Annotated in this window: 25 protein-coding genes, 3 tRNA genes and 1 pseudogene; 16 read left to right on the top strand and 13 right to left on the bottom strand. The window is 54.3% G+C overall.

Annotated elements, in window-relative coordinates; genetic code table 11:
* The 4 genes and pseudogenes from K5E19_RS24250 to K5E19_RS19385 all read right to left on the bottom strand — a co-directional run.
* A pseudogene (locus K5E19_RS24250) lies at positions 1-86 on the bottom strand (MarR family transcriptional regulator); the annotation flags it as partial.
* A gap of 41 nt (positions 87-127) precedes the next feature.
* A complete protein-coding gene (locus K5E19_RS19375) occupies positions 128-769 on the bottom strand; it encodes a TetR family transcriptional regulator (protein WP_221552636.1) in 642 nt (213 codons plus the stop codon).
* A 67-nt stretch (positions 770-836) separates the two neighbouring features.
* Positions 837-1,310: a threonine/serine exporter gene (locus K5E19_RS19380; RefSeq protein WP_010427167.1), complete on the bottom strand. Its 474-nt coding sequence runs from the start codon at positions 1,308-1,310 to the stop codon at positions 837-839.
* Positions 1,301-2,074, bottom strand: coding sequence for a threonine/serine exporter ThrE family protein (locus tag K5E19_RS19385; RefSeq protein ID WP_221552637.1), 774 nt, complete (start codon positions 2,072-2,074; stop codon positions 1,301-1,303). Before K5E19_RS19385 ends, K5E19_RS19380 begins: the two co-directional genes overlap by 10 nt.
* Before the next feature lie 413 nt (positions 2,075-2,487).
* On the opposite strand from K5E19_RS19385, the gene K5E19_RS19390 reads away from it, so the two are divergent.
* Positions 2,488-3,222: a LuxR C-terminal-related transcriptional regulator gene (locus K5E19_RS19390; protein WP_221552638.1), complete on the top strand. Its 735-nt coding sequence runs from the start codon at positions 2,488-2,490 to the stop codon at positions 3,220-3,222.
* Positions 3,222-3,857, top strand: coding sequence for a DNA-binding transcriptional activator BglJ (gene bglJ / locus K5E19_RS19395; RefSeq protein WP_221552711.1), 636 nt, complete (start codon positions 3,222-3,224; stop codon positions 3,855-3,857). Before K5E19_RS19390 ends, bglJ begins: the two co-directional genes overlap by 1 nt.
* 37 nt (positions 3,858-3,894) lie before the next feature.
* On the opposite strand, the gene K5E19_RS19400 is transcribed toward bglJ, so the two are convergent.
* On the bottom strand, positions 3,895-4,353 hold the full coding sequence (locus K5E19_RS19400; protein WP_221552639.1) for a YbaK/EbsC family protein: 459 nt from the start codon (positions 4,351-4,353) through the stop codon (positions 3,895-3,897).
* 328 nt (positions 4,354-4,681) lie between these two features.
* Here K5E19_RS19400 and K5E19_RS19405 point away from each other — a divergent pair, with 328 nt between their 5' ends.
* Positions 4,682-6,028 carry a PTS sugar transporter subunit IIC gene (locus K5E19_RS19405; RefSeq protein ID WP_108417151.1) on the top strand — a complete coding sequence of 449 codons (1,347 nt, stop codon included), beginning with the start codon at positions 4,682-4,684 and terminating at the stop codon, positions 6,026-6,028.
* A 95-nt stretch (positions 6,029-6,123) separates the two neighbouring features.
* Here K5E19_RS19405 and fhuF read toward each other — a convergent pair whose 3' ends face one another.
* Positions 6,124-6,912, bottom strand: a complete 789-nt coding sequence (gene fhuF, locus K5E19_RS19410) for a siderophore-iron reductase FhuF (protein ID WP_221552640.1) — start codon at positions 6,910-6,912, stop codon at positions 6,124-6,126.
* Between the two features lie 91 nt (positions 6,913-7,003).
* A complete protein-coding gene (locus tag K5E19_RS19415) occupies positions 7,004-8,068 on the bottom strand; it encodes a GGDEF domain-containing protein (RefSeq protein ID WP_221552641.1) in 1,065 nt (354 codons plus the stop codon).
* Positions 8,069-8,283: 215 nt separating this feature from the next.
* On the opposite strand from K5E19_RS19415, the gene K5E19_RS19420 reads away from it, so the two are divergent.
* Positions 8,284-8,553: a DUF1435 domain-containing protein gene (locus K5E19_RS19420; RefSeq protein WP_221552713.1), complete on the top strand. Its 270-nt coding sequence runs from the start codon at positions 8,284-8,286 to the stop codon at positions 8,551-8,553.
* 40 nt (positions 8,554-8,593) lie between these two features.
* On the opposite strand, the gene K5E19_RS19425 is transcribed toward K5E19_RS19420, so the two are convergent.
* The 3 genes from K5E19_RS19425 to K5E19_RS19435 form a co-directional block, all read right to left on the bottom strand.
* Positions 8,594-8,680 (bottom strand) — tRNA-Leu (locus tag K5E19_RS19425).
* Positions 8,681-8,713: 33 nt separating this feature from the next.
* Positions 8,714-8,800: transfer RNA gene (locus K5E19_RS19430), tRNA-Leu, on the bottom strand.
* 28 nt (positions 8,801-8,828) lie between these two features.
* Positions 8,829-8,915: transfer RNA gene (locus K5E19_RS19435), tRNA-Leu, on the bottom strand.
* Between the two features lie 48 nt (positions 8,916-8,963).
* Here K5E19_RS19435 and K5E19_RS19440 point away from each other — a divergent pair.
* Positions 8,964-9,104, top strand: a complete 141-nt coding sequence (locus K5E19_RS19440; RefSeq protein WP_221552643.1) for a hypothetical protein — start codon at positions 8,964-8,966, stop codon at positions 9,102-9,104.
* Here the strand turns inward: K5E19_RS19440 and rsmC are convergent.
* Positions 9,089-10,117: a 16S rRNA (guanine(1207)-N(2))-methyltransferase RsmC gene (gene rsmC, locus K5E19_RS19445; protein WP_221552645.1), complete on the bottom strand. Its 1,029-nt coding sequence runs from the start codon at positions 10,115-10,117 to the stop codon at positions 9,089-9,091. The genes K5E19_RS19440 and rsmC overlap by 16 nt on opposite strands.
* A gap of 102 nt (positions 10,118-10,219) precedes the next feature.
* On the opposite strand from rsmC, the gene K5E19_RS19450 reads away from it, so the two are divergent.
* The 8 genes from K5E19_RS19450 to K5E19_RS19485 all read left to right on the top strand — a co-directional run bounded on the left by K5E19_RS19450 (position 10,220) and on the right by K5E19_RS19485 (position 16,589).
* The gene (locus tag K5E19_RS19450; protein WP_221552647.1) at positions 10,220-10,633 is read left to right on the top strand and encodes a DNA polymerase III subunit psi; all 414 of its coding nucleotides are present in this window, start codon (positions 10,220-10,222) and stop codon (positions 10,631-10,633) included.
* Positions 10,602-11,045 (top strand): ribosomal protein S18-alanine N-acetyltransferase, encoded by a 444-nt coding sequence (gene rimI, locus K5E19_RS19455; RefSeq protein WP_008502078.1) that lies wholly within the window; start codon positions 10,602-10,604, stop codon positions 11,043-11,045. The genes K5E19_RS19450 and rimI overlap by 32 nt, the downstream gene beginning before the upstream one ends.
* Positions 11,046-11,065: 20 nt before the next feature.
* Entirely contained in the window at positions 11,066-11,743 is a 678-nt protein-coding gene (gene yjjG, locus K5E19_RS19460; RefSeq protein ID WP_010427143.1) for a pyrimidine 5'-nucleotidase, read from the top strand.
* A 91-nt stretch (positions 11,744-11,834) separates the two neighbouring features.
* Positions 11,835-13,424 carry a peptide chain release factor 3 gene (gene prfC, locus K5E19_RS19465; protein WP_221552648.1) on the top strand — a complete coding sequence of 530 codons (1,590 nt, stop codon included), beginning with the start codon at positions 11,835-11,837 and terminating at the stop codon, positions 13,422-13,424.
* 304 nt (positions 13,425-13,728) lie between these two features.
* Entirely contained in the window at positions 13,729-14,346 is a 618-nt protein-coding gene (gene osmY / locus K5E19_RS19470; protein ID WP_221552649.1) for a molecular chaperone OsmY, read from the top strand.
* Between the two features lie 127 nt (positions 14,347-14,473).
* Entirely contained in the window at positions 14,474-14,635 is a 162-nt protein-coding gene (locus tag K5E19_RS19475) for a DUF1328 domain-containing protein (protein ID WP_003856556.1), read from the top strand.
* Between the two features lie 122 nt (positions 14,636-14,757).
* Complete coding sequence (locus tag K5E19_RS19480; protein ID WP_221552650.1) at positions 14,758-15,810, top strand: patatin family protein; 1,053 nt, start codon at positions 14,758-14,760, stop codon at positions 15,808-15,810.
* Positions 15,807-16,589 (top strand): TatD family hydrolase, encoded by a 783-nt coding sequence (locus K5E19_RS19485; RefSeq protein ID WP_221552651.1) that lies wholly within the window; start codon positions 15,807-15,809, stop codon positions 16,587-16,589. Before K5E19_RS19480 ends, K5E19_RS19485 begins: the two co-directional genes overlap by 4 nt.
* Here the strand turns inward: K5E19_RS19485 and K5E19_RS19490 are convergent.
* Complete coding sequence (locus K5E19_RS19490; RefSeq protein ID WP_221552652.1) at positions 16,584-17,444, bottom strand: YjjW family glycine radical enzyme activase; 861 nt, start codon at positions 17,442-17,444, stop codon at positions 16,584-16,586. The two genes, K5E19_RS19485 and K5E19_RS19490, sit on opposite strands and share 6 nt — an antisense overlap.
* On the bottom strand, positions 17,419-18,966 hold the full coding sequence (locus K5E19_RS19495; protein ID WP_221552653.1) for a YjjI family glycine radical enzyme: 1,548 nt from the start codon (positions 18,964-18,966) through the stop codon (positions 17,419-17,421). Before K5E19_RS19495 ends, K5E19_RS19490 begins: the two co-directional genes overlap by 26 nt.
* Before the next feature lie 262 nt (positions 18,967-19,228).
* On the opposite strand from K5E19_RS19495, the gene deoC reads away from it, so the two are divergent.
* The 3 genes from deoC (at position 19,229) to deoB (ending at position 22,718) form a co-directional block, all read left to right on the top strand.
* Positions 19,229-20,008: a deoxyribose-phosphate aldolase gene (gene deoC / locus K5E19_RS19500; protein ID WP_023310320.1), complete on the top strand. Its 780-nt coding sequence runs from the start codon at positions 19,229-19,231 to the stop codon at positions 20,006-20,008.
* A 109-nt stretch (positions 20,009-20,117) separates the two neighbouring features.
* A complete protein-coding gene (gene deoA, locus K5E19_RS19505; protein ID WP_221552654.1) occupies positions 20,118-21,440 on the top strand; it encodes a thymidine phosphorylase in 1,323 nt (440 codons plus the stop codon).
* Positions 21,441-21,494: 54 nt separating this feature from the next.
* Positions 21,495-22,718: a phosphopentomutase gene (deoB, locus tag K5E19_RS19510; RefSeq protein WP_221552656.1), complete on the top strand. Its 1,224-nt coding sequence runs from the start codon at positions 21,495-21,497 to the stop codon at positions 22,716-22,718.
* Positions 22,719-22,790: the final 72 nt, after the last annotated feature.

Below are 22,790 nucleotides of genomic sequence, written 5' to 3' on the forward strand. Positions count from 1 at the left end.
AGCGCCAGGTTTGCCGAGTAGAGGGCAAAACAGAGCTGGTTATCCAGCAGCAGCGCCGCGGTGGTGTCGTTCGTTTTTGCGTTCATGAGATGAATATAGATAGTGCACGATATAATTGCAAGCTATTTTATGGGCAGGTATAGCGAAGTGCTACCTGGACCGCCATTTTCCGATAGTGCTGACGCTGCGCGGCTTCGTCTGCTCCCTCTTCGAACAGCAGCGTAAAGGTGTAGCTGTTGGCAACATAATGGAAGCTGAAGCTGCTGATCAGACGGTGAAGGTCGCGCGCGTCTACCGTCTGATTGAATAGCTGCTTCTCTTTCCCGCGCTGAAGTATGGCTTCCAGCAGTTCCAGCGCGCTGCGGTTAACCTGGCGCAGGTAGCTGGACTGCTGCATGAAGCGGCCGCGCTGCATGTTCTCCATACAGATGATGCGAATGTAGTCCGGGTGGTCGGCGTGGTAGTCAAAGGTCGCTTCAACAAGATGAACCAGCGCTTCTACCGGTGGCATACCGGCAAGGCTGAGCTGTTTTTCACTGGCGCGGATCTGGGTGTAAACGTACTCCAGAGCCAGAAGATACAGGTTTTCTTTATTCTTAAAGTGATACACCACCATCCGTTTGGTCGTACCGGCTTTCTCGGCGATTTGCTCCATGCGGGCACCGTTTAGCCCATATTCGGCAAACAGCGCAATGGCGCTCTGGAAAATGTTTTCCTTCAGGCTGGATCCTTCATTGTGTTCCGGGTTTTCGCTGCCAGGGTTAGCCACATCCTTTCCTTATCGTCACCAAACAGAATGCAGGGATTATTACCATGGCAGCGTGATAACACAAATCTCAAACGCGCGGACGCTTGCGGTAAAGCCACAGGCCGGGAATCGACAGCCCGATGGAGAGCGCCCCGACAATGGAAGACGCCTTCAGGAAGTTGCTCAGCAGGAGGATCATTTGCGGCTCGGTGTAACCAAAATGGCTGATCTTTACCGCTGAAATCATCGCGGTATAGGCGGAGATCCCCGGGAACATCGGAATAACGGCCGCCACGGTAAAGACCTTTGGATGCGCCAGATACCAGCGTGACCACTGAATGCCAATGCTGCCGACCAGCATCGAGGCCATAAACGTTGACCATTCGATGTTGAATCCTGCCGTCATCATAACCATGCGTGAGCCGTGGCCAATGGCCCCCAGCAGCGCACACCAGGGCAACGCGCGCTGCGGCACGTTGAACACCATCGCAAAGCCGACGGCGGGAATGGCGGCCAGAAGCATGTCCTGCGCCAGCGCAAGGAGAAATTCGATTATGCCCATCCGCGTAACCCCCACAGCGTCATCGCCATCACCACGCCGATGCAGGTGGCGAGCGTCAGAAGACTGGCAATCGCCCAGCGCGCCAGCCCGGTATTGATGTGCCCTTTAAACATGTCAGCCACGGCGTTAATCAGCGGGAAGCCCGGGACCAGCAGAAGCACGCTGGCGGCCATGGCAATCGTCGGGGTGTCGTCAAACTGCGGCAGGCGCAGCAGCAGGCCAGAAACCGTGGTAGCGACAAAAGCGGTAACGCAGAAGTTTATTTGCGGGTGCAGCTGCCGGTGGGTCAACAGCTGGCGGACATACATGGCGATACTGCTGGCGAAAAAGGTGATGATGGCACCGTCCCATCCGCCCTGGTTGAGTTTGCAAAAACAGGCGCACGACAGCCCAACCATTATCACCACCAGCCAGCGCGGGTAGCGTAACGGTTTGATTTGCGCGAACCGTTTCTCAATCTCTTTGAGATCCAGCAGTTTATGCTCGGCAAGAATGACGATGTGCTGCACTTCCGTCACGACGTGCATATTGATGCCGCGATCGTGATTTTTACGGGTGGAGGTCAGGCACTGCCCATCTTTTATGGTGGTCAGAACAATGGCATTCGACGAGATGGAACTTTCGACGCTGTCCATGCCGAGCGCCACGCCAAGACGTGTTGAGAGTTCCTCGACAAGGGCGCTTTCTGCCCCGTGTTGTAAGAGAAAAAGCCCGCATTGAATACATATCCGCGTCGTTGCGCGTTGCGTTGACTGATCTTGCATGCATTGCCCTGAAGAGAGGATGGATAGCTTGCCTGTTGGCCCGGAATGCTTATTTTTAGCACAAAGTGCGGTGTCACTTGCTCTGGGTCAGATCAAGATTTGTGCAAACAGCCTCACGATAGAGAGTGTAGGAAAGGGGGTAATAATATTTATTTAATGAATATTTTAGGGGTAAGAATATATTTCACAAATATTAAGTATTTCTAATTTTATATTTTCGTTCTTTTCAGGTAACCGTAATTAAATTTGTTTGTTATTTGTGAGATATTAACCCTGTTTTGGGCATTTCTTAATCTTGTAAAGATTTTCTTAAAATTGGCATTATTTTTATTGTGTGCACTCAGGGATGAAATAATTTTATCTCAATGCGTTTTATCGCTATTTAGAAAATGAAGAATGGACTCGGAGGTTCTATGTTGCCATTGAAAGGTAAACACGGAGTTGTGATTAGTAAGATACCCGTAATGCAATCCGGGCTTGGTGGGGTCATGGTTCGCCATTTCCCCGAGTATGAACTGACTTTTTGCCGCTCTATTCAGGAGTTAACACTGCTGCAACTCCGCCGCGCCAGTGTGGTTGTCGCTGATATTTCTGGCGATTATCGGAATCCTCGCGGTACGCTCGAGCAATATTATGGGCTGCTGAATCAGTATCGGGATATCCATTGGATCTTTTTAGTTTCCCGCCCACTCTACCCGCTGGCGGTAGAATTACTCATGCGTCCTGAAAGCACCTTGCTGTCCGATATGGAACCGATCGAAGGGGTCATTAATGCTATTCGTGCCGGAAGTGAACGAGCAGAACGAATTAGCCAGACGTTGTTAATGCCAGAAAATCCTGAGCCTGAAGAAGAGTCTGAGAGCTTTATCGCGCTAACTCACTCTGAGCGCAAAGTATTGCGCCTGCTGGGGAAAGGCTGGTGTATTAACCAAATCGCGACGTTATTGAAGAAGAGTAACAAAACGATCAGTGCACAAAAGAACAGTGCGATGCGCAGGTTGTCCCTGCGAAGCAATGCCGATATGTATGCCTGGATTAGCAGTACACAGGGGATGCGAGAACTGAGTTTAATGTCGGCCTATGGAGAGTTTGAGGAATGGAAGAGACCGCAGCAACAAGACATATCGCCGTCATCGAAAATTGCGTAATGAGTGCTGTTGGGCTGCAGCATATTTTTGCTTTGCCTGCATTCAGCCGCTATCAGGTCCACCTGTTTAGTCGATTCGACAGTTTTAAAGACGCACTTTCCCAGACCGCTTTTTATTCGGTTATTTACTCACTATCCGATGCGCGTGAGGAGCGTCGTAACTGTCTGGCAAGCCTGCGTGATCTGACGTTCTCACACGGCAATATCCAGCGTATTGTACTGGCGTCAGATGATGTAGAAGCGAGGCTGATTTGCCATCTTTCTCCGGCACGCCTGCACGGGATAATCAGTAAATCGGTGTCGCTTGAGCAGTTGATCGAAGGAATGCTGACGTTTCTTAATGAAACGCATCGTGTAAACGACAACATGTACAATCACTGGTATGTGAATCAGAACCGCATGTTGAGCCCCACCGAACGGGCAATTTTGCGTTATATGTCGTCGGGCTATTCCATCCCGGAAATTGCGACACAGCTTGAGCGCAATATTAAGACCATCAGGGCGCACAAGTTCAATGCGATGGTAAAGCTCGGGGTCAATTCTGATGTGGGATTACTGGATGCAGCAGATATCCTCGCTCATCTTCCCGCCCGCGAGCCGCGTCGCTCGGCGTTGAGTGTACCTTCATTCTCTTAACTGTTTGTCATGCGCCAGAACGCTTCTGGCGCAACAATCAAATGCAGACATCCACCCATTTTGCCGCAGTCAGTTCTGCCATTCTGTCGGGAGAAATACGCACCGCGCTGTGAATGGCACCGGCAGCTGGCAGTACTTCAGCGTACTGTTTCAGTGAAACGTCGCAGAATACCGAGAGGGGATTTTCCAGTCCGAAAGGGCAGACGCCACCCACGGGATGACCCGTAACGGTGACCACTTCATCGCTGCTCAGCATGCGCGCTTTTGCGCCGAATACGTCTTTCAGTTTCTTGTTATCCAGCCGTGCGTCACCTTTAGCCACTACGAGGATGACTTCATTTTTAACCTTTAACGATAGCGTCTTGGCGATTTGACCCGGTTCAACGTTATGCGCTGCAGCAGCCAGGGCCACGGTCGCGGTGCTTTGGCTAAGCTCGATGATTTCGACATCGGGGGCGTTGTCGGCAAAAAACTGCTGTACAGACTGCAAACTCATTGTTTCCTCCTGACAAATATCCTGCGTAATCTGTCATAAGCCTTTAGGTTCTGTAAATATCTCTTCAGTAACAAAAATCCAGTTGGGCCGATTTATGGATCGCCTTCACATTCACAGAAACCGGTTACAGTAACCGGTTGCAGAGCGTGAATCAGAGATTAATACTGAGAATGTAACGTCCCCTGTATCCAATAATAAGAGCTAATTATGAAACCATTTCTTCTGAGCAGTACCGCTGGTACGCAAGCCGGCAAGGTTGTGAAGCTGATTTATGGAACAACGTGTGGCGCGAATTCGCCCGTAACGAACGTCTGACAGGAGAGCTGCTATGTCTGCCAACCATGCTGCGTTTAATCTGATATTCCGTTTCGTTGAAAATTACGTCAGCCCGATTGCCGGGCGAATCTCCTCCCAGCGTCATGTTATGGCTATTCGTGATGGATTTATCTCTGCGATGCCGTTCATGATAGTGGGCTCATTCTTGCTGGTATTTGCTTACCCACCGTTCTCCCCTGATACCACCTGGGGCTTTGCTCGCGCCTGGCTGGATATGGCGAAGCAGTTTGAAGGGCAAATTCTCACCCCGTTTGATATGACGATGGGCATTATGTCCATCTATATCTGTGCGGCCATCGCCTACAACCTGGGCAAACATTATGTGAAATCTCATCAGCTTGACCCGTTCATGTGCGCCATGCTGTCTTTGATGGCGTTTCTGCTGGTTGCCGCGCCGAAAACCAAAGGCACCCTGCCCGTCGACAGCCTCGGCGGAACGGGGATCTTTACCGCCATTCTGGTGGCGGTGTATTGCGTTGAAATGATGCGTTTCCTGAAAGCGCACAATATTGGTATTCGCCTGCCGGACCAGGTGCCACCGATGATCAAAAACTCCTTTGATCTGCTGATACCGGTACTGGTGGTTGTGCTGACGCTGTACCCGCTGAGCCTGCTGATTCAGTCTCAGTTTGGTATGTTGATCCCACAGGCTATTATGTCGATCTTCAAACCGCTGGTATCCGCTGCTGACTCGCTGCCTGCTATCCTGCTGGCGGTACTGATTGGTCACTTGCTGTGGTTTGCCGGGATCCACGGGGCTGCCATTGTCTCCGGGATGCTGCAGATGTTCTGGCTGACCAACCTGGGCGCTAACCAGACCGCGCTGGCGGCAAGCCAACCTCTGCCACACATTTTTATGGAAGCATTCTGGACGTTCTTTATCGTGATCGGTGGCTCTGGTGCAACGATGGGGCTGGTGATCTGCTATCTGCGTAGCCGCTCTGCGCACCTGCGTTCAATCGGGCGTCTGAGCGTGGTGCCCAGCTTCTTTAACATCAACGAACCCGTCATCTTTGGTACGCCGATTGTGATGAACCCGGTGTTCTTTATTCCATTCCTGCTTGCTCCGATGGTAAACGCTGTGCTGGCCTGGGCGGCGATGACGTTTGATCTGATTGGTCGTGTCATCTCTGTGGTTCCCTGGACAGCACCTGCTCCGATAGGCGCGGCATGGGCGCTGGGCTGGGATTTCCGCGCGGCTATTCTCGTCGTTGTGCTGGCCTGCGTATCGGCCATTATCTACTACCCGTTCTTTAAAGTGTACGAGAAGCAGTTGCTGGAGCAGGAAGCGGAAGAAGCGCAGCGTAATGCGGAAGAGGAAAATCAGCAGGTAGCCTAGGTAAAAGCAAAACGGCAACTCATGTTGCCGTTTTTAGTGTTTGTTCCCTCTCCCTGTGGGAGAGGGTCAGGGTGAGGGCATCAGGCCGGGCCCGGCTACTTCAGCGTGCAATCCCCGCACTGCTGAACGTCAGGCAGGCGATTGCGCTGGCAGCAGGTACGGCGCACCAGAAGGCCGTCACGCGGGACGACGGTACGGAATAAAGGGTTATCCCGCCCATCAGAAAGCTGCTTTGCAAAGAAACAGGACTGGCGCAGAGCATCCACTTTCTCATCGCCCAGCAGCGGTTTCATCTCTGTTAAATACCAGTGGATCAGATAACCGGTATTACTCCAGATAAGCTTTCCATTAATTTCTCCCGTCTGCTCAAGCACGTCAATGACCGGCATCAACGCCTGAGTGATGAGCTGTTCCATGCGCTCCTGAGCTGAGCGCTGTCCGGCACTCATATCTTCGTGAACGTCAATCCAAAAGCAGGCCGCACGCCCGGTTTCATGGAACTCAACGTGGAAATGTTCCGGGGAGAGATCCAGCATCGTGTCCTGGGTTAACAAGGCCACCATGATCGGCGGGACCATCAACCCGATATACCATTGCGCCCAAAGAGAGAGCAGGGGTTTATTTTCCCGCGCAAGGGTCGGTTGATTGCGATAGATGTGGTCGGAATACGCCGCCAGCAGCGACTGGCGTTCTGCCGGACGCTGCCATTCGGCAAGTGTCATGGTGTTATGCGGGTGAGGCTCATCCAGCTTGATAAAATCCAGCAGATGGGCGCGGGTGTCGGCAATCCTGTCCCGAATAGCATCCGCAAGCGTAACGCTCCCTGTGGAGAGAGGGGCTCGCCAGAGAAGTGAGTCAACGGCTTGTGCGGTACGTGTCGCCATAAGGATAGGAATCTAAATGATAATGATTGCCAATCCTAACTATAGATAAAAACGATCGCAAGCCTTTTGTCCTGAATGTTGGATGTCGGGCTTAAGCTGTCTGCAGCTCGTCGCTGAGCAGGATGTTATTACGCCCCATGTGCTTCGCTTCGTAGAGGGCTTTATCCGCTTTCTCCAGCGCGCCTTCCGGGTCATCGTCATCATAGATGGCAATACCGATACTGATGGTGACGTTTGTTGCCACGCTTTCGTTGAACATATGCGGAATTTTTAAATCGTAGACTTTCTGGCGGATCCGCTCGGCCGTCTGGCGGGCATGGTCGAGCGAGATGCTCGTCAGCAATACCATAAACTCCTCTCCGCCAAAGCGCGCGACGATATCACGCGAGCGTACGGCATCACGGATCGCCGCTGAGACCCGGATCAGCGCCTGGTCGCCCATCATGTGGCCGTAATGGTCGTTGTATGCCTTAAAATGGTCGATATCCAGAAGCATAACGAAGTGTTCACCATTATCGACTCTCGGCAGGTTTTCCAGCCGGCTTTGCAGGCCGCGACGGTTATACAGGCCGGTGAGCGGATCCATCATGCTGAGATCGGAAAGCGTCTCGCGTTCTTCCAGAAGCTGGGAAAGAAGCGTCTGGGCAAAGCGATCGTTACGTTTTTGCAGGATGTTATGTATGCCAATCGCCGCCACCGGAAGGGCAAAGGAGTAGATCATTCTCAGCCAGCTCTCATGACTGCCTAACCACAGGCAGGCAATAAAGGCGGGTAGCGAATGAAGAGTAAATGCCTTGATATTACTGGCAAATGCCAGGGAGCCAATAAAAAGCACCGTTAAGAGTACCATGACTAAATATGTCGCCCGATCGTGCGTAATTAACGAAAATTTCGAGACGATTTGCCAGGCCCACAAAATACCGAAGATCGCTGAAACGACGGGAATATTGACCTTCCGGGTTTTCTCTTTCCAGTGCCAGGCGAACAATCCCGTGCTGAGAATAAAAATAGCCACCAGGGGGAACGAGAACAGGCGAACAGAATAGAGCGGGTTTGTTACCGAGAACACCGCTGAGGTTGCGTTCAGAAAGAGAAATAAACGTAAAGATAATTGATATTTGCTGTTGACCAAAGACCGCCAGGATTGTGATGTCATAGTAATGCTTTTTTATTAATATTTAATTAAAACAAATGAATAGGTGTTGTTAGAAAATAGTAAAAGCAAAAAAGATGAATAGTAATTATCAGAAAATCTTTATAAGGAGTTAACAGATGAGCAATTTATCACCTTAGGCATTTCCTGTCATTATGGGAAAGGTAAAGGTCGATGGATTTTGATGATGAATGCTGACAAATGATAATTGTTATCATATGATATTGGTTATCATTATTGATGCGAAAGGGCAAACCATGTTGAGCAAAGCGCTGGGAAGTGGTTGGGGAGTGTTGCTGCCTGGAGCAATTATTGGCGGCCTGCTGTTTGCCGATCTCTCCATCGATATCTGGAAAGCCATTATTGTTTCTGGGCTGTTAGTCACGTCAGGGATGATCTGGCATAAGCAATTACGGCACTTTGTGCTGCTGCCTTCGTGCATCGCATTGGTCAGTGGAATACTGGTAATTCTGATGAGTTTGAAATAACAGAAAAAACAAGAGGTACTTCAGAGGAAGGTAAGATAATTGGTGCGAGGGGGGGGACTCGAACCCCCACATCCGTAAGGACACTAACACCTGAAGCTAGCGCGTCTACCAATTCCGCCACCTTCGCACAGTCATCTTACTCTTTATGATATCGCCTCGTTGGTGCGAGGGGGGGGACTCGAACCCCCACATCCGTAAGGACACTAACACCTGAAGCTAGCGCGTCTACCAATTCCGCCACCTTCGCCCAGTGCGAGCAATATCAACGTGATTTATGGTGCGAGGGGGGGGACTCGAACCCCCACATCCGTAAGGACACTAACACCTGAAGCTAGCGCGTCTACCAATTCCGCCACCTTCGCATACCATCGATACTGTAAAAGTATCGTAACCACGGAGGCGCATTCTAGATGTTTTCAGCTTTACGTCAACTGAAAAGTGCGCACCTTTTATTGATTGCTGCAAAAATGGCCGGAACGGAGATGCCCGTTGCCGGATGGCGCCTGCGCTTATCCGGCCTGCACTGCATGGCGAATTACTTCTTCGCCTGACGCGTCATGACGGTGCGGTAGACTTTGAAGCGGCCAGTCTGGGCGATGACTTCGTGGAAGCCAAAGGTTTCGTCCAGCACTTTCGGGTACGCCAGGAAGGCGTTCGCAACGATACGCAGCTCGCCGCCGCTGTTGAGGTGACGGGTTGCGCCACGGATCAGCGTTTGGGCTGCTTCAAGGCTGGTTTCCATTCCGTCGTGGAACGGCGGGTTGGAGATGATCATGTCGAAACGACCGGTAATGTCAGAGAAGACGTTGCTGGCAACCACTTCCCCTTCAATGCCGTTTGCCGCAAGCGTTGCGCGGCTGGCTTCTACCGCCGGGGCGCTCACGTCACACAGGGTTAAGCGCACTTTTGGTGAATGGCTGGCGAGCACGGTAGAGAGCACGCCCGCGCCGCAGCCCACGTCCAGCACTTTGCCTTTGGTGTGCGGCGTCAGGGTGGAAAGCAGCAGCTTGCTGCCCGTATCCAGCGCGTCACGGCTGAACACGCCCGGCAGGGTTTTGATGGTCAGGCCGTCAAGCTGGTACTCGTCCCAGTAAGCCTGTGGATCGAACGTTGTCTGTTTTTCCAGACGGCCATGGTACAGACCACAGCGGCGTGCGCTGTCGACTTTATTCAGCGGCGCGTAGCCTTCCAGCATCTGTTCAGCGCTGCGCACGCCGCTGCGATTCTCACCGACCACGAAAATATCGCAGCCGACCGGCAGCAGGGAGAGCAGGTTCATCAGCTGGAACTGGGCTTCCGGTTTATTCTTCGGCCAGTAGTAGATCAGCGTATCGCAGTCGGCGATATCGCTCTGCTCCGCCACCAGGCTAAAGCGCGCGCGCTCGCCCATCTGGCGGCTCAGTACCTGCCAGTGGTGATAATATTGGGTGTGGGCACGGCTTTCAGCACAGTCGAAACGCGCAGGCAGGTCATCCTGCATATCTCCGGCAAACAGAATACGGCTTTCTTCGAAATCATCACTGTGACGCAGCAAGACTTCACTTGCCGGGGTAAATGCAGACATGAATTGTTCCTCAATAAACTCAGGCGGGGATTATAGTAGGTAGATGGCGCACTTTCGACACATTTGCTATATTTGCGCGCCTGAGAGACAGGAGTTTTCCCTATGACATCCCGACGAGACTGGCAGTTGCAGCAGCTGGGCATTACCCAGTGGGCTTTGCGTCGCCCGACGGCGTTGCAGGGCGAAATCGCCATTTCCATCCCTGCGCACGTACGCCTGGTGATGGTGGCGGAAGAACTGCCTGCCCTGAATGAACCCCTGATCGATGATGTCCTTCGCAGCCTGAAGATGACGCCCGACCAGGTTTTACAGCTGACGCCAGAGCGTGTCGCGATGCTTCCTCCCGAAAGCCGCTGTAACAGCTGGCGCATCGGGGAGATAAACGACATGCCTCTCCAGGGGAGCAAAATCTGCTCGCCAGCGCTGGACGAACTGAAAGCCAACCCAAAGGCGCGCAGCGCGCTATGGCAACAAATCTGCGAATATGAACACGATTTCTTCCCTCACGACGCCTGACCTGTCCACCGCGTTTGCGATTGAAACACGCGCCCACGCCTTTCCGTGGAGCGAAAAAACCTTCGCCAGCAACCAGGGCGAACGGTACCTGAACTACCGCCTGGACGTTGACGGCACCATGGCCGCCTTCGCGATTACGCAGGTTGTTCTTGATGAAGCGACGCTGTTTAACATCGCGGTTGATCCTGCGTTTCAGCGCCGTGGGCTGGGAAGAGAACTGCTCGAGCACCTCATTCGTGAGCTCGAAACCCGTGACGTTTTCACCCTGTGGCTGGAGGTGCGCGCGTCGAATGTCGCCGCCATCGCGCTCTATGAAAGCTTAGGCTTTAACGAGGCGACAATCCGCCGTAACTACTACCCCACCGCAGAGGGACGTGAAGACGCCATCATAATGGCCCTGCCGATTGGATAACGAAAAATAAGGTTGTAACGATGAAATGGGACTGGATTTTCTTTGATGCCGACGAAACGCTGTTTACGTTCGATTCGTTCGGCGGCCTACAGCGGATGTTTCTCGACTATAGCGTGACCTTCACCGCTGAAGATTTTCAGGACTATCAGGCGGTGAACAAGCCGCTGTGGGTGGATTACCAGAACGGTGCCATCACCGCGTTGCAACTTCAGCACCAGCGCTTTGACGTCTGGGCGGAACGTTTGAAGGTCAGTCCCGGAACGCTGAACGAGGCCTTCCTGAACGCGATGGCGGATATCTGTGCGCCGCTGCCGGGCGCGGTTTCTCTGCTGAATGCGTTAAAAGGCAAGGTAAAACTGGGGATCATCACCAACGGTTTTACCGCCCTGCAGCAGATCCGCCTTGAGCGCACCGGCCTGCGCGATTATTTCGACGCGCTGGTGATCTCCGAAGAGGTGGGCGTACCGAAGCCGGACCCGCGTATTTTTGACTACGCGCTGACGCAGGCTGGCAATCCTGACCGCGATCGCGTCCTGATGGTGGGGGATACCGCGGAGTCTGATATTCTTGGCGGCATCAACTCCGGCCTGTCGACGGTCTGGTTGAATGCGCATGGTCGCGTGCAGCCGGAAGGCATCGAGCCGACCTGGACCGTCACGTCATTGAACGAACTGGAGCAGCTCCTGTGTAAACAATGATTGCCTGCCCCCTATTGATGGGTAAAATAGCCGCAATTTTGTATTCCATGATGCGTGGCGTGCTGCCGCGCTTATAAAAGAAGATTTAATTATGACGTTGTCTCCTTATCTGCAAGAGGTGGCCAAGCGCCGCACTTTTGCCATTATCTCGCACCCGGATGCCGGTAAAACGACCATCACCGAGAAGGTGTTGCTGTTCGGACAGGCGATCCAGACTGCGGGTACCGTTAAAGGCCGTGGCTCCAGCCAGCATGCAAAATCTGACTGGATGGAGATGGAAAAGCAGCGTGGTATTTCGATTACCACCTCTGTGATGCAGTTCCCGTATCACGACTGCCTGGTGAACCTGCTGGACACCCCGGGCCACGAAGACTTCTCCGAAGATACCTACCGTACGCTGACGGCGGTGGACTGCTGTTTGATGGTGATCGACGCCGCGAAAGGGGTAGAAGATCGAACCCGTAAGCTGATGGAAGTTACCCGTCTGCGCGATACGCCGATCCTCACCTTCATGAACAAACTCGACCGTGACATCCGCGATCCGATGGAAGTAATGGACGAAGTCGAAAGCGAGCTGAAGATCGCCTGTGCGCCAATCACCTGGCCGATCGGCTGCGGCAAGCTGTTTAAAGGGGTCTATCACCTCTATAAAGATGAAACCTACCTGTATCAGACCGGTAAAGGCCACACCATTCAGGAAGTCCGCGTCGTTAAAGGCCTGGATAACCCTGAACTGGACGCTGCCGTCGGCGAAGAGCTGGCCGCGCAGCTGCGTGACGAGCTGGAACTGGTGAAAGGCGCATCTCACGAGTTCGATAAAGATCTGTTCCTGGCGGGTGAAATTACGCCAGTGTTCTTCGGTACCGCGCTGGGTAACTTCGGCGTTGACCATATGCTCGACGGACTGGTGGAGTGGGCGCCGCGCCCGATGCCGCGTAAAACCGACACCCGTGAAGTGGAAGCGCAGGAAGAGAAGTTCACCGGCTTCGTCTTCAAAATTCAGGCCAACATGGACCCGAAACACCGCGACCGCGTAGCCTTTATGCGCGTGGTGTCCGGCAAGTATGAGAAGGGCATGAAGCTGCGCCAGGTGCGTACCGGGAAAGACGTGGTGATCTCCGACGCGCTGACCTTTATGGCGGGCGACCGTTCGCACGTTGAAGAAGCTTATCCGGGCGACATCATCGGTCTGCATAACCACGGCACCATCCAGATCGGCGATACCTTCACCCAGGGTGAAATGATGAAGTTCACCGGTATTCCGAACTTCGCACCGGAGCTGTTCCGTCGTATTCGCCTGCGCGACCCGCTGAAGCAGAAACAGCTGCTGAAAGGCCTGGTTCAGCTTTCCGAAGAGGGTGCCGTGCAGGTGTTCCGCCCAATCGCCAACAACGATCTGATCGTGGGTGCGGTCGGCGTGCTGCAGTTCGACGTGGTGGTTGCTCGTCTGAAGAGCGAGTATAACGTGGAAGCGATCTACGAATCGGTAAACGTGGCGACCGCGCGCTGGGTTGAGTGTTCTGACGTGAAGAAATTCGAAGAATTTAAGCGTAAGAATGAGATCCAGCTGGCGCTGGATGGCGGCGATAACCTGACCTATATCGCCCCAACCATGGTAAACCTGAACCTGACGCAGGAACGTTATCCTGACGTTCAGTTCCGCAAAACCCGCGAGCACTAATCCCCTCTCAGAGCACGGCTGCCGCCGTGCTCTTCTTTAATTCCTGTCTTATTAATCCCTTGCGGAATGTTCTTAATTCACGGCAATTTCACGCCTTTTGCTCATTTTCTATCCGATTCTGAAAGCGACACTGTGAGAGTGATCTATATTTAACTCAGTGTTTAGCACCGGGCGTGGATGAATAAACTGTTCAATGCATGACTAGAGGTTCTCCATTTCACCCGTGTGCTTATTCGCGAAATATAAAACTAGTAATAAAGGAAGTTTGTCGCTCGAATGACGGGCAAAACACAGGAATACATCGATGAATATGACAAGACTTAAGATTTCTAAAACTCTGCTGGCTGTGACTCTGGGTAGCGTTCTGGTTAGCGGTTCTGCCCTGGCGGAAAGCAGCACCATGGATAAAGCACAGTCCACTGCCAACACTGCAGGGGAAAAAATCGATAGCTCTATGAATAAAGTCGGTAATTTCATGGATGACAGCTCCATCACAGCAAAAGTGAAAGCCGCACTGGTGGATGATGAAGCCATCAAGAGCACCGATATTTCCGTGAAGACCGACAAAAAAGTCGTCACCCTGAGCGGCTTTGTGGAAAGCCAGGCCCAGGCCGAAAAGGCTGTTAACGTGGCGAAGGGTGTCGAGGGTGTCGCGTCCGTAAGCGATAAATTGCACGTTCGTGACAGCAAAGACAGCTCCGTGAAGGGTTATGCCGGGGATGCGGCAACCACCAGCGAAATCAAAGCTAAACTGTTAGCAGATGACATCGTGCCTTCCCGCAAGGTGAAAGTGGAAACCACTGATGGTGTGGTGCAGCTTTCCGGTACGGTTGATTCCCAGGCACAAATTGAACGTGCCGAATCTATCGCGAAAGCGATTGATGGTGTGAAAAGCGTTAAAAACGATCTGAAAGCGAAGTAAATCTTCACCATTCGCCCGTCTGGCTGAGGCCAGCGGGCGAAATAAGAACGACTCTGGAAAAACGCCGGTGAGTGACCTGAGCGCTCACGTTTAGCGGCCGACATTAACTATGGTAAAGGAGAGGCTTATGTTTCGTTGGGGCATTATATTTCTGGTTATCGCGTTAATTGCCGCCGCTTTGGGCTTTGGTGGATTGGCGGGTACAGCGGCCTGGGCAGCAAAAATTGTCTTCGTCGTTGGTATTATTCTGTTCCTGGTCAGTCTGTTTACAGGTCGACGCCGTCCTTAGCAAAACGCAATATTTCATAAACAAAGTAAAGCCAGTCCTCGTGACTGGCTTTTTCTCGTTTGAGAACCTGAAGGGATGGCGTTACTGTGTCTGAACACAATAATGAAAACAGGAAGGCAGAGGTGGGGCAGCGAATTCCCGTTACGCTCGGCAATATTGCGCCGCTGACGTTAAAACCGTTCCGCACGGGGCAACTTGCACTGGTTTGTGAAGGTGGTGGCCAGCGCGGTATTTTCACCGCGGGCGTGCTCGACGAATTTATGCGCGCGCAGTTCAACCCGTTTGACCTCTACTTCGGTACTTCTGCCGGGGCACAGAATCTCTCCGCTTATGTCTGCAACCAGCCCGGCTACGCGCGCAAAGTGATTATGCGCTACACCACGGCAAAAGAATTTTTTAACCCGGTGCGCTTCGTGCGCGGCGGCAACCTGATCGATCTCGACTGGCTGCTGGATTCCACATCCAGTCAGATGCCGCTGGCGATGGATACCGCCGCCCGTCTGTTTGATGCCGGAAAAGAGTTCTGGATGTGCGCCAGCCGGGGTGATGATTATTCGCCGGGTTACTTTTCGCCGCAGAAAGAGAACTGGCTGGATATTATCCGCGCCTCCAGCGCCATTCCCGGGTTTTATCGAACCGGTGCGCTGCTGGATGGCATCAGCTATCTGGACGGTGGGATCAGTGACGCGGTGCCGGTACAGGAGGCCGCCCGACGCGGGGCGAAAACCATCGTGGTGATCCGAACCGTACCATCGCAGATGTATTACACGCCGCAGTGGTTTAAACGCATGGAGCGCTGGCTGGGCGACAGCAGCCTGCAGCCGCTGGTGAATATCGCGAAGCAGCATGAAACCACCTACGGCGCGATGCAGCGTTTCATTGAAAAACCACCGGGTAAGCTGCGTATCTTCGAAATTTATCCGCCGAAGCCGCTGCTGAGCATGGCGCTCGGCAGCCGTATTCCTGCGCTGCGCATGGATTACAAGACGGGGCGACTGTGCGGACGCTATTTCCTGGCGACGGTAGGCAAAATGCTGGCGGAGCAACCGCCGCTTCATCGGCATAAACGCATTATCACCCCGCCTGCCATTGTCGCCAACGACCCGCTGACCTTGCCGCTGGTGGATATTCCCCAGGCGAACGATGTTCCACTGGATAACGAGGATCTGGCGTGACGTACCGCTTTGTCGATACCCATTGTCACTTTGATTTTCCCCCCTTCAGCAGCGACGAGGTGCCGAGCATCGATCGCGCCGCACGGGCGGGAGTCGACGCGATTATTGTGCCCGCGATTGAAGCGGCGTATTTCGAGCGGGTGCTGAATCTTGCCCGCCGTCACGACGCGCTGTATGCCGCACTGGGTCTGCATCCCATCGTGATTGAACATCATCTGGACGAACATCTCGATAGCCTGGACGCCGTTTTGCAAACGGCGGAGAAGAAGCTGGTTGCCATCGGTGAGATCGGCCTCGATCTTTATCGCGAGGATCCACAGTTTGAGCGCCAGCAGACGATCCTCGACGCGCAGCTCAGGCTGGCGAAGCGCCACGATCTGCCGGTGATCCTCCATTCGAGACGCACGCACGATAAGCTGGCGATGCACCTGAAACGCATCGATCTGCCGCGCACGGGCGTCGTACACGGTTTCTCCGGCAGCCTGCAGCAGGCGCAGCGTTTTATCGAGCTGGGCTATAAAATCGGCGTCGGCGGCACCATCACCTATCCGCGTGCCAGTAAAACCCGTGACGTGATGGCACAGCTGCCGCTGTCGGCGCTGCTGCTGGAAACCGACGCGCCCGATATGCCGCTGAATGGTTTTCAGGGGCAGCCGAATCGCCCGGAACAGGCGGCGCGCGTGTTTACCACCCTGTGTGAACTGCGAAAGGAGCCTGAAGAGGTGATTGCCGATGCGCTGCTTGAGAATACGCGTACGCTATTTGGCATCACGCTATAGATACAGCGACGGGCGGATCACGGTGATCCACTGTTCTTCCAGCGCCAGAGCCAGCGGTTCCACGTCGTCCGGCGTCGCGCTACGCCATGACGCCGCCTCACCGTAAACGCCATGCGCATGAAACGCGTTGATGCGCACCGGCACATTTCCAAGCCCGTGGATAAAGGTCGTCAGCGGTTTAAGATGTTCCAGATAATCACACTGCTCCGGGATGACCAGCAGGCGGAGTTCTGTCAAACGGTGACGATCTGCCAGCCAGCGGATGCCCTGCTTAATCTGCGGGTTTTCGCGTCCGGTCAGGAAGCGGTGATGCTCGTTCCCCCACGCCTTGAGATCCAGCATTGCGCCATCCAGCACTGGCAGCAGCTTTTGCCAGCCGGTTTCGCTTAACAGACCGTTGCTGTCTACCAGACAGGTGAGGTGACGCAGGGCGGGATCGGCTTTGATCGCGGTGAACAGGGCGATCAAAAACGGCAATTGCGTTGTGGCTTCACCGCCGCTCACGGTGATCCCTTCGATAAACGGTGCGGATTTGCGGATCTGGGTGAGGATCTCTTCCACGCTGAAGCGGTGCGCCATAGGCGTTGCCTGCTGCTGGCACAGGTGCAGGCAGGTGTCGCACTGCTGGCAGTCACTCTCCTGCCACCAGACGCGTCCGGCCTGAATGGTCAGCGCGTCGTGCGGGCAGTGGGGCACGCAGTCGCCGCAGTCGTTGCAGCGGCCGATCGTCCACGGGTTATGGCAGGTTTTACAGCGCAGGTTACAGCCCTGCAGGAACAGGGCCAGGCGGCTGCCCGGCCCGTCCACGCAGGAAAAAGGAATGACCTGACTAACTAAAGCGCATCTGCTGTTCATGGCTAATCACGCGCGGCTGACGTTCCAGAATACGGGTATTGCGTGCGGCTTCTTCCCCCAGCCACGTGGTGTTGGTTCTCGAACCCGCTTCCCGGTATTTCTCCAGATCCGATAGTCGCACCATGTAGCCAGTGACGCGCACCAGATCGTTACCCGCCACGTTGGCGGTGAATTCACGCATACCGGCCCTGAACGCGCCCAGGCAAAGCTGAACCACCGCCTGCGGGTTGCGTTTTACCGTCTCCTCCAGGGTGAGAATATCGCTGATTCCGGAGTGATAATGTTTGTGGTGTGGCGCAACGGCCAGCAGATGGCTGATGGGATCCGGCTCGTCGCCATAGGGCAGGCGCGCGCCCGGCGTGGTGCCAGAATCGGAACTGATCCCGGACTGCGCGTGAAGCATCGCGCGGTGCTTCCAGCCGTGTTTCACCGGCGTGTTTTCGACAAACGCTGCAAGCTGTTCGCTGATGCGATACCCCAGCGCGTTAGCCCGTTCGTCTTTACCGTAACGGCCCTCAATGCCTTCCTTCTCGCAGAGCGCGTTTACCGCTTCCGCCAGACCGTACATGCCAAACATGGGCACAAACCGATCGGCATCAATCAGCCCCTCTTTCACCAGGAAGCTATTCTCAAAGAAGCCAGATTGCTCATACAGGAAATCGCAGCGCGCATCGATGATGGCGATTTGCTGCTGACAGTAGTGCGGGAGCACGCGGGTGAAGAAGTCTTCAATGGATGTGCTGCGTTCAGCAATGGCTTTGAGGTTAAGGCGCACCAGTGTGCTGCCACCGCCTGCAAGCGGCAGGGAGTTGTAACAACTCACCACGCCGTAACGTCCTTTTGTGAAAATTTTATCATTCACCGGACCATTGGAAATATGCGGTTTGCTGCATTCACATATGTTTTTGGCTACCTCAAGCAGCAAATCATCCGGGGTGATATCGGGATCGTAGATAAAGGTCAGGTTCGGTGCGACCTGCTTCAGCTCTGCGTCGGCACGAAGAATGGCGCGTGTAACGGGCGTATCCGCAGGGCCGATATTGGCGTGCATAAACGCATCCGGTAGCGTACGGTCGAGATAGCGCCAGAAACGTTTTATTCGGCTATCGATCTCTTCTTGTGTTAGAATTCTAACATATGGAGTTAATATCGCATCAAGCTGACCGAGATAGACCGGCATCGATGTGACGGACGGAACATGGTGGTAGAGGATGGTTAACAGCGAGAGGGCGTCGTCGAGATCTTCCGCGCCTTCCAGCTCCAGCCACTCTGAACCGTTAGCCAGAAATTTTGCGTAATCCGGCAGAACGTAGCGCGGTTTGTAAGGCGCATGGCCTTCGAACATGTCGCAGATAAACCCTTCGTCCAGCGCGGCGCGTGCGGCCTCAGGGAGTGCCGGATAAGACAGGTTGTTCTCCGCTTCCAGCGCCAGAAAATGACGTTTTTGTTCCGGGGTTAACACCGGGCTTGTCACAATGTGCTGGCAACGTTGTTGCAGGGCGTCGGGGCTGGAGTGGGGCATATTCGCTTCCTTGAATGTTCTGCGGATGATGAACGGATTGTAGGAAGCCAGCCTGTCGGGGCTTTTGATCCGACAGGGGGTATTGCTGCTTTAGTCGGCAATTCAGGCGCTAAAGTTTGAAGAAGATCTCATTACAGTAATGCAAATTTGTACGCAGCTTTCATTAACTGTGATGAATGTCGAAGTGTGGATGCGGGTGAATGTTAGAATACTCACAGACCCGCAAGGTAAAATTTATACGGCACTGCCGTTGGAGAATGTTATGACCGATTTAACTGCAAGCAGCCTGCGTGCGTTGAAGCTGATGGACCTGACCACCCTGAACGATGACGACACCAATGAAAAAGTCATCGCCCTGTGCCATCAGGCGAAAACGCCGGTGGGTAACACCGCAGCCATCTGTATCTACCCGCGCTTTATCCCGATTGCCCGTAAGACGCTGAAAGAGCAGGGCACGCCGGACGTGCGCATTGCAACCGTAACTAACTTCCCGCATGGCAACGATGATATCGAGATTGCGCTGGCAGAGACCCGCGCGGCGATTGCCTACGGTGCAGACGAAGTTGACGTGGTGTTCCCGTACCGCGCGCTGATCGCCGGCAACGAGCAGGTCGGTTTTGACCTGGTGAAAGCCTGTAAAGACGCGTGTGCGGCGGCAAACGTGCTGCTGAAAGTGATCATCGAAACCGGCGAGCTGAAAGAAGAAGCGCTGATTCGTAAAGCGTCTGAAATCTCCATTAAAGCCGGTGCGGACTTCATCAAAACCTCTACCGGTAAAGTGCCGGTGAATGCGACCCCGGAAAGCGCGCGCATCATGATGGAAGTCATCCGCGACATGGGCGTGTCCAAAACCGTTGGTTTCAAACCTGCGGGCGGCGTGCGTACTGCTGAAGACGCTCAGCAGTTCCTGGCAATTGCCGACGAGCTGTTCGGCGCTGACTGGGCTGATTCCCGCCACTACCGCTTCGGCGCGTCCAGCCTGCTGGCCAGCCTGCTGAAAGCGCTGGGTCACGGCGACGGTAAGAGCGCAAGCAGCTACTGATTGCCAGACAATGCCGGATGACGCTTCGCTTATCCGGCCTACAGGATCGTAGGGCGGGTAAGCGTAGCGCCACCCGCCTCAACTCCCCCGATTCCGCATGGAGGTTACCGTGTTTCTCGCACAAGAAATTATTCGTAAAAAACGTGATGGTCATGCATTAAGCGACGAAGAGATTCGCTTCTTTATCAACGGCATTCGTGATAACACCGTCTCAGAAGGGCAGATTGCGGCTCTGGCGATGACCATTTTCTTCCACGATATGTCGATGCCCGAGCGTGTGTCGCTGACCATGGCGATGCGAGATTCAGGAACCGTTCTGGACTGGAAAAGCCTCAACCTTAACGGCCCGATTGTGGACAAACACTCCACTGGCGGCGTGGGCGACGTAACTTCCCTGATGCTCGGCCCCATGGTGGCCGCCTGCGGCGGCTACATCCCGATGATCTCCGGGCGCGGCCTGGGCCACACCGGCGGTACGCTCGACAAACTGGAAGCCATTCCGGGCTTCGATATCTTCCCGGATGACAGCCGCTTCCGCGATATTATTAAAGACGTTGGTGTGGCGATTATCGGCCAGACCAGCTCTCTTGCTCCGGCAGACAAGCGTTTCTACGCGACGCGTGACATTACCGCGACCGTTGACTCCATCCCGCTGATCACCGCCTCTATCCTGGCGAAGAAACTGGCAGAAGGGCTGGACGCGCTGGTGATGGACGTAAAAGTGGGCAGCGGCGCCTTTATGCCGACCTATGAACTTTCTGCTGCGCTGGCTGAAGCGATCGTTGGCGTCTCCAACGGCGCGGGCGTGCGCACCACCGCGCTGCTCACCGATATGAACCAGGTGCTGGCCTCCAGCGCCGGTAACGCGGTTGAAGTGCGTGAAGCCGTCCAGTTCCTCACTGGTGAATACCGTAATCCGCGTCTTTTCGACGTCACCATGGCGCTGTGTGTTGAGATGTTAATCTCCGGCAAACTCGCTAAAGACGATGCAGAAGCGCGCGCGAAGCTGCAGGCAGTGCTGGACAACGGCAAAGCGGCGGAGATCTTTGGCCGTATGGTTGCGGCGCAGAAAGGCCCGACCGATTTCGTTGAAAACTACGCGAAATACCTGCCAACCGCGATGCTCAGCAAAGCCGTTTATGCGGATACCGAAGGTTTCGTTTCCGCAATGGACACCCGCGCGCTGGGTATGGCGGTGGTCTCGATGGGTGGCGGACGCCGTCAGGCATCGGACACCATTGATTACAGCGTCGGCTTTACCGATATGGCGCGTCTGGGCGACAGCGTTGACGGTCAACGTCCGCTGGCGGTGATCCACGCCAAAGACGAAGCCAGCTGGCAGGATGCGGCAAAAGCCGTGAAAGCGGCCATTACGCTTGACGATAAAGCACCAGAAAGCACACCGACTGTCTATCGCCGCATCACTGAATAACTGTATACTGATCTGATCGCTATTTTTTTGAAGCACTACGTACGGAGAACAATTATGAAACGTGCATTTATTATGGTGCTGGACTCATTCGGCATCGGCGCTACCGAAGATGCAAATCGTTTTGGTGACGTGGGTTCCGATACCATGGGTCACATCGCGGAAGCCTGTGCGAAAGGCGAAGCGGACAACGGTCGTAAAGGTCCTCTGACCCTGCCAAACCTGACCCGCCTCGGGCTGGTAAAAGCGCATGAAGGATCTACCGGTAAGATCGCAGCCGGTATGGACGGCAACGCGGAAGTGGTGGGCGCATACGCCTGGGCGCACGAGCTCTCTTCCGGTAAAGATACGCCGTCTGGACACTGGGAAATCGCCGGTGTACCGGTTCTGTTCGACTGGGGTTATTTCTCCGATCACGAGAACAGCTTCCCGCAGGAGCTGCTCGATAAGCTGGTCAAGCGTGCCAACCTGCCGGGCTACCTCGGTAACTGCCACTCTTCCGGTACCGTGATTCTGGACGAACTTGGTGAAGAGCACATGAAAACCGGCAAGCCGATTTTCTACACCTCTGCCGACTCCGTGTTCCAGATTGCCTGCCACGAAGAGACCTATGGTCTGGATAAACTCTACGAACTGTGCGAAATCGCACGCGAAGAGCTGACTGAAGGCGGCTACAACATTGGCCGCGTCATCGCGCGTCCGTTTATCGGCGATAAAGCGGGTAACTTCCAGCGTACCGGTAACCGTCACGACCTGGCCGTTGAGCCACCGGCGCCTACCGTGCTGCAGAAGCTGGTCGAAGAGAAAGACGGTCACGTGGTGTCCGTGGGTAAAATCGCGGATATCTACGCCAACTGCGGCATCACCAAAAAAGTGAAAGCCACCGGGCTGGACGCGCTGTTCGATGCCACCATCAAAGAGATGAAAGAAGCGGGCGACAAGACTATCGTCTTCACCAACTTCGTGGACTTCGACTCCTCCTGGGGCCACCGTCGTGATATCGCGGGTTACGCCGCCGGTCTGGAGCTGTTCGACCGCCGTTTGCCGGAGCTGATGGAGCTGGTGGGTGAAGATGACATTCTGATCCTGACCGCGGACCACGGCTGCGACCCAAGCTGGACCGGTACCGACCATACTCGTGAGCACATTCCGGTACTGGTGTACGGCCCGAAAGTGAAGCCGGGCTCGCTCGGTCACCGTGAAACCTTCGCGGACATCGGCCAGACTATTGCGAAATACTTTGGTACGTCTGACATGGAATATGGCAAGGCCATGTTCTAAATGGATAGGGTGCGGTCTGATGCCCTCACCCCGGCCCTCTCCCACAGGGAGAGGGAGAACAGAATGTAGGCC

It is taken from the genome of Enterobacter sp. RIT637 (genome assembly GCF_019718755.1).
In the GTDB taxonomy this organism is placed as follows: domain Bacteria; phylum Pseudomonadota; class Gammaproteobacteria; order Enterobacterales; family Enterobacteriaceae; genus Enterobacter.